Genomic DNA, 9,735 nt, shown 5'->3' on the forward strand with positions numbered 1-9,735 from the left:
GTGAAGAAGGTTAGGACTTACGCACTTGAGAATCAAAACCAAGCACATGAGAGCCTGTCAAGAAGATTGTGTTTTAGACAGTTTGGTGCTTCATGCTACTGGTTTTTTGTTCAACTGCGTAAGTCCTAAAGGTGCAAACCTCTGCATCATTATGCCGCATCCTTCAATCATCTTGACGAAAAGGTAAAATGCCTGTACATCTCTGCACGTCGATGGAGGAGAATGTCATGAAGGTCCTTGTCAGCGACCCTCTCTCGGAAGAGGGCGTAAGAAAGCTGGAGACGGAGATGGAGGTGGACGTCATCACCAACCTCTCCCCCGAAGAGCTGTTAGAGAGAATCAAAGATTACGACGCCCTGGCCATCCGCAGCGGAACGAAGGTGACGGCGGAGGTGATCGCCGCCGCCGATAAATTGAAGGTCATCGGGAGGGCGGGGGTCGGAGTGGACAACGTCGACATCGACGCCGCCACCAAGAAGGGGATCATCGTCGTCAACACCCCTGGCGGAAACACCATCTCGGCAGCGGAGCACACCATCGCCATGATCCTCTCTCTAGCGAGGAACATCCCCCAGGCGAACGGCTCCCTCAAGGCAGGTGAGTGGAACCGTAAGAAGTACACCGGCGTGGAGCTTTACAACAAGACCCTGGGGATAGTGGGCCTCGGGAGGATCGGGGCCGAGATCGCCACCAGGATGAAGTCCTTCGGGATGAGGATCCTCGCCTACGACCCCTTCGTCACCGAGGAGAAGGCCGCCGACCTCGGGATCAGGCTTGGGACCCTCGAGGAGATCTACAGGGAGTCCGACTTCATCACCGTCCACACCCCCCTCACCAAGGAGACGAGGGACCTCATCGACGAGGACGAGATGAATATGATGAAGCCCGGGGTCAGGCTGATCAACTGCGCCCGGGGTGGGATCGTCAACGAGGAGGCCCTGGCGAGGGCCGTCGCCGAAGGGAGGGTCGCGGGGGCGGCCGTCGACGTCTTCACCAAGGAGCCGCCGACGGATAACCCCCTCCTGGAGCAGGCCGGGATCATAGTGACCCCCCACCTGGGAGCCTCCACCGCCGAGGCCCAGGTGAACGTGGCGGTGGCGGTGGCAGAGCAGATCCTGGCGGTGGCCAGAGGAGAGATGCCCCCCAACGCCCTGAACATGCCCGCCATATCCGCCGAGACGATGGCGATGATGGGCCCCTACATGGACCTGGTGGAGAAGATGGGAAGGCTCGCGGCCCAGCTTGGGGAGGAGGGCTACGAGAAGCTGGAGATCGTCTACGGCGGGACCGTCGCCGAGAAGGACATAAAGCCCGTCACCATATCGGCGGTGAAGGGGTTCCTCGAGGCCTTGGGCTACAGCGCCAACTTCGTCAACTCCCTGATGAAGCTGAAGGAATGCGGGATCGCCTTCACCGAGAGCAGGACCGAATCCACCAACGGTTACAGCAACCTCGTCACCCTCACCCTCTCGGGGCCGAAGGGGTCGGTCTCCGTCTACGGGACCGTCTACGGCAAGAGCGAGGGGAGGATCGTCCAGATCAACGAGTACCGGGTCTACGTCCCCACCGAGGGGTACATGATCATGGCGACCCACGAGGACCGGCCCAACATCATCGGACCCTGCTGCGTCGTCCTGGGCGAAGACCAGATCAACATCGGAGGAATGCACGTCGGCCGAAAGCCCTCGGGAGGCGAGCAGATCATGGTCCTGAACGTCGACCATCCCGTCTCCGACGAGACGCTCAAGAGGCTGGCGAGGGTCCCGGGGGTCAGCAAGGCGAAGATGATAATATTATAAAAAAGCTTCAGGAGAGGTCGGCCTTCATCCTTCTGACCAGCTCCTCCTTTATCTCGCCGGAACGATCGCCGCCGCAGACCGCCCCCCGGACTCCTATTATGTCTGGATCGACCCGCTTCAAAAGTTCCAGGTCCTCGAACTTTATGGTGCCCGCGATGGCCACCTCCATCCCGAAGTCGTGGCCCGCCGAGATGAACTCGCCAATCTGGGATTCGCTCATGAACTGAAATGTGGTCATGCCGTCCTTTATGGCGGTGTCGACCATCACCACGTCGGCCCCGCACTCCCAGGCGACCTCCGGCAGCTCCATCGGCGGGATCGACCCGACCCGAGCGCAGTCGGAGTAGGCGGCGGCGACAAGCTTCTTTCCTCCATCGAACTCCTTGACAGCCCTCGAAATGTTCCCGATCATATCCGCGGCCTCATCCCGGTTTTTTATCTTGAGGAGCCCCACCTTGATGTAGTCGGCGCCGGAGAATGCGGCTCCCAGGGCGGCGAGGCTGGCGGTCCCGGGCTTGTAGTCGAAGTCGCCGATGGTGGCGCTGACGGGGACCCTTCCACCAGAAACCTCAGCGACCGACCTTATCACCCAGGGGAAGTTCGCCCCCAGGGACCCCTCCCGGGGGTTTTTGACGTCCAGGATGTCTGCTCCCCCTGCCATCGCCGCCTCCGCCTCCGGGGCGTTTATCGGACTGACCAACAACCTCATATCGTCCCTTCCTCGTCTTGTGAAATCATGACGCGCTGCGTCTTTGTCCTGGACCTATTTAACGGTTCGGCGGTCCACGCCCTCCGGGGCGAGCGAGAGAGGTACCTCCCCATCGATACGGCGAGCTCCATCGTCAGGACCTGCGACCCCCTGGCGATCCTGGACCTCCTGCGGCCGAAGGAGGTCTACGTCGCCGACCTCGATCGGATCATGGGTACCGGCGATAACCTGGATCTGATCGGCGAGATCGCGCGGGAGGCGGAGACGATGGCTGACGTCGGGATCTCGTCGGTCGAAGAGCTGGCCCTCCTCCCTGCCGGATGCAGGCCAGTGCTGGGGACGGAGACGGGATCTTTCGACTTCATCGAAGAGGCGTCTTTTAAGCGAGAGGTCGTCGTCAGCATCGATCTATTCGGGGGCGCCGTCCTCGCCCGGGATCCCGCCCTCAGAGTCTCCCCCCTCGACCTGATCCGAAGGCTGAACCCCCTCCCCCTCAAAGAGATCATCCTCCTCTCGCTGGACCGGGTGGGGACCTCGGCAGGGCTCGATGAGCCCCTTCTCCGAAAGGCCGCCGACCTCTCCGCCCATCCCCTCCTCCTCGGCGGCGGAGTAAAAGATGCCTCGGACCTCGACCGACTGGAGGATCTGGGGATCGCCGGCGCCCTCGTCGCCACGGCGGTCCACCGCGGGACGATACCCCTGGAGAAAATAAGGTAGACGGACCGATCAGTATAAAGGGAATAAGTAGAAAACCAAATTCCCATGGATGATGAGGCATATAAAACCGCGCTTGAACAACTGAAAAGCACGCTTAACAGGGCCAAAATCTATGACTCAGAATACTCAAAAATTGTAGAGTCACGGGAAGAAGTTTTCAGTCGCTTTCAACCGGTGTTTGCTTCAGAAAATATGCGCAATCTGAGTGAAGAGGAGTTTAAAGAGTTCTTAATTTTTCGAAATAATCGTCACTGGACAGGGTTGCATAGAATGGGGTCCAAAATCTGCAAAGATATGGACCTGTTGCGCAAGGCATTTTCAGTTCTTCAGGACGAAACCCAATCCTTTTCTCAAAGGCTCAATCAGTCCGTAGATATGGTCCCGGGTATGGGAAAGGCCATCTTGACGGCGATTCTGCTTGTCACGCACCCAGATCAATACGGTGTCTGGAACAGAAAGTCAGAAGAGGCGCTGAAGAAGCTGAATATCTGGCCTTCTTTCGCCCGTGGGACAACTTTCGGCGAAAAATATGAGCAGATCAACGAGATTCTTAACAAGCTGGCATCTGATCTGGACCTCGACCTTTGGGGATCGGATGCTCTCCTGGGGCAATATATAGTGGACGTTTATGGTGACTATCCAGAAGACGACGAAGATCCATCTTGTTTCCCTGAAATATCTGACGTGCCTGCCTCTCCAGAACAGCGGTTTTACTTAGAGCGACATCTTCACGAATTCTTGAGAGATAATTGGGATGCCACTGAACTCGGAAAAGAATGGAAGCTTTATGAAGAGCAAGGCGATCCTGATAGAGGTTACGAATTTCCTTGTCCAGTCGGCAGGATTGATCTCTTGGCTAAGCATCGGACCGAACCACGTTGGCTTGTGGTGGAGCTAAAGCGCGACCAGTCCACCGATACGACTCTCGGCCAAGTCCTTCGGTATATGGGGTGGGTCCAGACCGATCATTCGAATTCCGGTGACCAAGTGGAAGGGCTAATAATATCCCACTCCAATGATGAAAACCTCTTGTATGCCCTTCAAGCGGTACCCCAAGTGAAGGTCTTGCTCTATGAAGTGAAATTCAACTTCATGCAGCCGAACTTGAAGATAAAGTAAACTCACATCGTTAAAAAGGGCCTGGAGCATGGTCCCGATAATCATCGTCGCCAGGGCGGTCCACCGCGGGACGATACCCCTGGAGGCGATAAGATGATGGCGTAGCCTACGGAGCCGGCGGATCACCATCAAAGGCCCCCCCCATCTCCTCCGCCCCCTCCACGATCTTTATCAGATATGGCGGCCTTATAGGGACCCATGGTCTACGACCACCTCCGCCACGCCGGAAATGCCGGTGACGTATGGAAGCACCTCATCCTGGCTGAAGTCGCCGACAGGCTCCTGGCGGCCGGAGTCCGGGTCTACGTCGAGAGCCACGCAGGACGCCCCGAATACCAGCTCCGTCCCGGCGGGGAGTGGGAAGGGGGGGTCGGCCGGCTCTGGCCTGTCCGGGACGAGCTGGCGGCCAGTCCCTACTTTCAAATCGTGGCCGCCTTGAACCCTCACCGGCTGGAGCGGTATCCGGGGTCAGCGGCCATCGTCCTGGAGCTTGCGAGGCGGCGCGGCTTCGCCCTCCGGGCGGAGCTGTGGGATACGAGCCCCGAGGTTGAAGAGGCCTGGAGATCTGTTGAGAAAGGCCGGAGCCTGAAGATCAATTTTCATATCGGCGACGGTTTTTCTGGCGCTAGCAGGCTGACACGCGATCTCGACGAGGCTGCGCTCCTTCTCGTCGACTCGCCCTATGTCGAGAGAGACGACGCCACCCTCGTTCGAGATCTGATATCGAGGTCTGCTGCGGCGGGGTGGGTCGTCCTCTCATGGCAGGTCCTCGGCCCGGAGGCGGGGGCGAGACCGGCCTGCAACCATCGAGAGTTTGCCCTTCGCTTTGAGGAGGCGGGCCTCGTCTGCGGCCCGATGAAGGGGGCCGCGATGGTCCTCGCCTGGGATGAAGGAGGCTTCTTGGACCAAAAGATCGACGACCTCATCGAGGAGCTTGGGAGGATCGAAATAGATCTCCCCAAGGTTGCGGGACGAATGTCAGAATCTTTTTAACGTATATCGATCCTACTTATACCCGAGGGGGTCATTGCTCTTGCGAAGAGTCTTCTGTTACGTCCTGGCGGCTCTCCTCCTGGTCGCCCTCTACGGCGTGGTCTTCATGGAGCTGATGAGCTGCGAGGGGCAGCTCGATAACGCCGATACGGTGACCGCTGTCTACTGGGTGATCACCACTATGACCACTGTGGGGTACGGAGACGTGGTCTTCGAGAGCCTCGCCGGAAGGATCTTCAGCTCCATCGTAGGCCTCTCAGGGATATTCATCCTCTTCGCCGTGGCCCTGCCCCTGATCGTCACCCCGGGGCTTGAACGGCTGAGCCACGAGCTGCCATCAAAAGCCCCGCCGAAGATGAGAGATCACATCATAATCTGCGGCTACAACCCGATAGTCGAGGCTCTGGCGGAGATCTTCCAAAGACAGACGGTCCCCTTTCTGGTGATAGAGAGGTCGGAGGAGACGGCTCGCAAGATCAGCAAGAGGTATCAGGTGATATGGGGGGACCCGGCCGAAAAGGGGGTCCTAGCGAGCGCCAACATCCAGTCCGCCAGGCTCCTCATCGCGAACGAGAGGGACGAGAGGAACGCCGAGATAGCCCTTACGGTTCGGGAGATCTCGGACGTGGTGGTGGTGGCCCTGGCCGAAGATCTGGCGAAGGCGCGGTTCCTCAGCTATGCGGGAGCTAGTAGGATCATATCGCCGAAGAGCCTTCTTGGAACCTTCATAGCCCAGATCACCTCGCCCCCCAGAAAGGGGGTCTTTCCCGGGGCAGTCAAGCTCTTCGGCGGCGTTCTGGTAGAGCTTCCCATCTACCCTGGAAGCCCCCTGATAGGAAAGGAGGTTCGCGACCCTGTCCTGATAGAGACGGGCGCAAGGGTGGTGGGGATGTGGCAGAAGGGGAGTTTCGTCTCGATCCCGGGAGAGGAGGTGATCAGGTCCCATTCGGTGCTGATGGCGCTGGGGGTGGCCGAGTCCCTGGACCGGCTGAGGGAGCTAACCTTCGGGCCCCCTCGGGAGGGGCCGTTGATGCTGATCGGTTACGGCGACGTGGGAAGGCGGATCGTCAAGGTCCTCTCCGAGCGGGGGGTATCCCCCTCGGTGGTGGATAAAAGGGAGCTATGCGACGTCTGCTTCAGGCACGTCGCAGGAGACGGCACCACCGAGGAGGTCCTGGTGAAGTCGGGGGCCAAGGAGGCCGTCGCGGTACTGATAATGCTGAACGATGACTCTGACGTTGTCTTCGCCACCCTACTCGCAAGGAACCTCAACGGCGACGCCTTCATCGTGGCGAGAGCAAACCACATCAGCTCGGCGGAGAAGATCTACCGGGCCGGAGCCGACTACGTCGCCTCGGTACCAATCGTAGCAAGCCAGATGCTCGCCAGGATCGCCCAGAGGCAGGAGGAGGAGGAGTTCACCATGATCTACGAGGAGCTGGAGATGGCCCGGTTTCGCGTGGGCTTTGGGTCGAGGCTCGTCGGGAAGAGCCTCGGGGAGCTGAACCTTCAGAAAAAATTTGGCTGCACCGTGGCGGCCATCGAGAGGGATGGGCGAGGAATCCTGGCCGTCGGCCCTGATACTGTGGTGGAGAGGGGAGACCTCCTCGCGGTGATCGGGAGCTTCGAGAGCATAGAGAAGTTCAGCCGACGCTACCGATGGCGCAACCCTCTGAGATGAAGGCAGAGGGACCCGGAGGAGAGCAGAGGGAAACCAGAAGGAATGGAAGATGGAGATGATCAAATGAAAGAGGGGTACGACTCGAATTACGAGCGGGAGAGGGAGGTCTGGCCCAAGAAGTTCGCGAGCCTTCCCGCCATATTCAGGAATATCCACCCCGGCGACCGGATATTCATCGGCACCGGCTGCGGCGAGCCCCAGTTCCTCCTCAAGGCCCTCGTCGATTACGTAAAAAGCAACCCCAAGGCCTTCTTCGAGGCGGAGGTGATCCACGTCTGGTCCCTGGGCGTCGCCCCCTACGCCGATGAGAAGCTGGCGGACAACTTCCGTCTCGACTCCTTCTTCATCGGCGACAGCACAAGAGATGCCGTCAACCGGGGGGCGGCCGACTACACCCCCATCTTCCTATCCCAGGTCCCCGATCTGTTCCGCCGCGAGATCACCCCCATCGACGTCGCCCTCGTCCAGACCTCGCCCCCCGACGACCACGGATACATGAGCCTGGGGGTCTCCGTCGACATCGTCAAGGCCGCCCTGGAGATGGCGCCCCTCGTCATCGCCCAGGTCAACCGGTTCATGCCCCGGATCCACGGGGACGGCTTCATCAGCGTCGAGGAGGTGGACTATCTCGTCCCTTACGACGAGCCGCTCCTGGAGTACCGGCCCGCGGACGTCTCCGACACCGCCGCGAAGATCGCCTCCTACGTCGCAAGGATCATCGAGGACGGATCGACGATCCAGGTGGGGTACGGCTACGCCCCCAACGCCCTCCTATCCCACCTTCACAAGAAAAAGCACCTCGGGATTCACACCGAGCTTCTCACCGACGGGATCGTGGAATTGATGAAGTCAGGGGTCGTCGACAACTCCAGAAAATCGATCGATCGGGGAAAGACCGTCGCCTCCTTCTGCATGGGGAGGGCCGAGACCTACGAGTACCTCGACGACAACCCGTCGGTCGAGTTCAAGACGATCGACTACACCAATAACCCCCTGATCATATCGAAGATCAAGAGGATGACCGCCATCAACAGCGCCATGGAGATCGACCTGACGGGGCAGGCCACCGCCGAGTCCCTAGGCAGCACCTTCTACAGCGGGATCGGGGGGCAGGCGGACTTCATGCGGGGCGCCCTTCTGGCACCGGGCGGAAAGTCGATCCTCGCCCTCCCGTCGACGGCCCTCGGCGGCATCGTCTCCCGGATCGTTCCCGCCCTCTCCCCCGGATCGGGGGTCACCCTGACGCGTGGGGACGTTCAGTATGTCGTCACCGAGCGGGGGATCGCCTACCTCCAGGGCAAAAACATCCGGGAGCGGGCGATGGACCTGATAGCGATCGCCCATCCGGACTTTCAGCCCTGGCTGATCGAGGAGGCAAAGAGGCTGAATTTGATCTACCAGGACCAGCCCTTCATCCCCGGAAAGGGCGGCGAGTACCCCGAGCACCTCGCCATCCATCGGACGACCCGTTCTGGCCAGGGCCTCGATATCCTCCTGCGACCCGTCAGGATCAGCGACGAGCCGCTGATCAAGGATTTCTTCTACAGCCTCTCCGACGAGAGCCTCTACACCAGGTTCATATCGGCGAGGAGGAACGTCCCCCGGGAGGTGAGGCAGGAGTTCGTCGCCGTCGACTATTCGAGGGATATGGTGATCCTCGCGATCGTCGAGGAGGAACGCGAGCAGGAGACGGTCGTCGGCGTCGGCCAGTACAGCCTCAACCCCGATATGCACACCGCCGAGGTCGCTTTAGTGGTCCGCGACGACTTCCAGGGCAAGGGGGTCGGAGGCGAGCTCCTCTCCTACCTCACCTACCTCGCGAAGAGGCAGGGGCTCCTGGGCTTCTCCGCCGAGGTCCTGGTCACCAACCGGCCGATGATGGCTCTCTTCGAGGGGATGGGCTTTGAGATCGAGAAGAGGAGGGAGGAGGGGGTCTTCGAGATGAGGATGAGGTTTCGGGAGGTGTGAGGGGATAAAATTTTGAAAAATTTAGCAGTCTTCTGTGTGGCCTTCGATGAATAATTAAAAAACAGTAAAAAGAAATGGGAAGTACTATTCGCTTAGAGTGTTTCCATAGTACCCAAGACGCTTAACAGTACTTCCTCGGCAGTCATACGGTCTTGAACCCGGCATTCCGCAGTAAGGCTATGGGCACAATCTACTTTTCCAGTGATGAAGTTGGAGGCTGGATACCCCTTCCCAAAAGTTTTTTAATCTTCTGAGATGAAGTACCCAGTGGTACCCTCCTATGACCCGAATACACCTAAACCTGATAAATTTTCCGTATCGCAACAGGCTTTCCGAGATCTTTGCCGCTTATCCCGACGACTTTGAGTTTACTGCAAAAGGAGTATTTCGTAAAGCCTCACCGCCGAAGTGTCCCGATTGCGGCACTCAAATGGTCCACAACGGCGCCAACACTCGGCATAAATCGCATCTTGGAACTGTCAAATTGGGCAGATATCTCTGTCCATCTTGTCGGAAAACTATTACCGAGGACGGCAGCTTCTGGGACGATCTCATAGGTCAGATTCTTGGTGTCATCTCTGAGATGTGCCAGATCTTGAGACACCACCACGTCTCATACGAAGGGATAGAATCGATATTCAATTTCTTGATCCCTCGCAGTAAGGATACCATCCGAAATCTGATACGGCACGCTTTAGAACAATATAAACATTCAGAGGTTGATGACATCCGGGCTGTCCACTACGATG

The 9,735-nt window shown here is 58.8% G+C and carries 7 protein-coding genes and 1 pseudogene; 7 read left to right on the forward strand and 1 reads right to left on the reverse strand.

Translation table 11 applies throughout. The features are described 5' to 3' along the window. Positions 1-227: 227 nt before the first annotated feature. Positions 228-1,799 carry a phosphoglycerate dehydrogenase gene (serA, locus tag P0O24_RS08975; RefSeq protein WP_316969413.1) on the forward strand — a complete coding sequence of 524 codons (1,572 nt, stop codon included), beginning with the start codon at positions 228-230 and terminating at the stop codon, positions 1,797-1,799. A gap of 7 nt (positions 1,800-1,806) precedes the next feature. Here serA and P0O24_RS08980 read toward each other — a convergent pair whose 3' ends face one another. Continuing rightward, the gene (locus P0O24_RS08980; protein ID WP_316969414.1) at positions 1,807-2,508 is read right to left on the reverse strand and encodes a (5-formylfuran-3-yl)methyl phosphate synthase; all 702 of its coding nucleotides are present in this window, start codon (positions 2,506-2,508) and stop codon (positions 1,807-1,809) included. A gap of 27 nt (positions 2,509-2,535) precedes the next feature. On the opposite strand from P0O24_RS08980, the gene P0O24_RS08985 reads away from it, so the two are divergent. The 6 genes and pseudogenes from P0O24_RS08985 to P0O24_RS09010 all read left to right on the forward strand — a co-directional run. After that, positions 2,536-3,225 (forward strand): HisA/HisF-related TIM barrel protein, encoded by a 690-nt coding sequence (locus P0O24_RS08985; RefSeq protein WP_316969415.1) that lies wholly within the window; start codon positions 2,536-2,538, stop codon positions 3,223-3,225. Positions 3,226-3,270: 45 nt separating this feature from the next. Then, complete coding sequence (locus tag P0O24_RS08990; protein ID WP_316969416.1) at positions 3,271-4,344, forward strand: PDDEXK family nuclease; 1,074 nt, start codon at positions 3,271-3,273, stop codon at positions 4,342-4,344. A 198-nt stretch (positions 4,345-4,542) separates the two neighbouring features. After that, positions 4,543-5,337, forward strand: a complete 795-nt coding sequence (gene rlmJ, locus P0O24_RS08995) for a 23S rRNA (adenine(2030)-N(6))-methyltransferase RlmJ (protein WP_316969417.1) — start codon at positions 4,543-4,545, stop codon at positions 5,335-5,337. 40 nt (positions 5,338-5,377) lie between these two features. Further along, positions 5,378-7,018, forward strand: a complete 1,641-nt coding sequence (locus tag P0O24_RS09000; RefSeq protein WP_316969418.1) for a potassium channel family protein — start codon at positions 5,378-5,380, stop codon at positions 7,016-7,018. A gap of 63 nt (positions 7,019-7,081) precedes the next feature. Further along, on the forward strand, positions 7,082-8,986 hold the full coding sequence (locus P0O24_RS09005) for a GNAT family N-acetyltransferase (RefSeq protein WP_316969419.1): 1,905 nt from the start codon (positions 7,082-7,084) through the stop codon (positions 8,984-8,986). Positions 8,987-9,266: 280 nt separating this feature from the next. After that, positions 9,267-9,735, forward strand: a pseudogene (locus P0O24_RS09010) (transposase); the annotation flags it as partial.

It is taken from the genome of Candidatus Methanocrinis alkalitolerans (assembly GCF_029167205.1).
In the GTDB taxonomy this organism is placed as follows: Archaea; Halobacteriota; Methanosarcinia; order Methanotrichales; family Methanotrichaceae; genus Methanocrinis; species Methanocrinis alkalitolerans.

Bases quoted from the DNA above. Each gene is read 5' to 3' on its own strand.
- serA (WP_316969413.1), top strand. From the start codon at position 228: ATGAAGGTCCTTGTCAGCGACCCTCTCTCGGAAGAGGGCGTAAGAAAG.
- P0O24_RS08980 (WP_316969414.1), bottom strand. From the start codon at position 2,508: ATGAGGTTGTTGGTCAGTCCGATAAACGCCCCGGAGGCGGAGGCGGCG.
- P0O24_RS08985 (WP_316969415.1), top strand. From the start codon at position 2,536: ATGACGCGCTGCGTCTTTGTCCTGGACCTATTTAACGGTTCGGCGGTC.
- P0O24_RS08990 (WP_316969416.1), top strand. From the start codon at position 3,271: ATGGATGATGAGGCATATAAAACCGCGCTTGAACAACTGAAAAGCACG.
- rlmJ (WP_316969417.1), top strand. From the start codon at position 4,543: ATGGTCTACGACCACCTCCGCCACGCCGGAAATGCCGGTGACGTATGG.
- P0O24_RS09005 (WP_316969419.1), top strand. From the start codon at position 7,082: ATGAAAGAGGGGTACGACTCGAATTACGAGCGGGAGAGGGAGGTCTGG.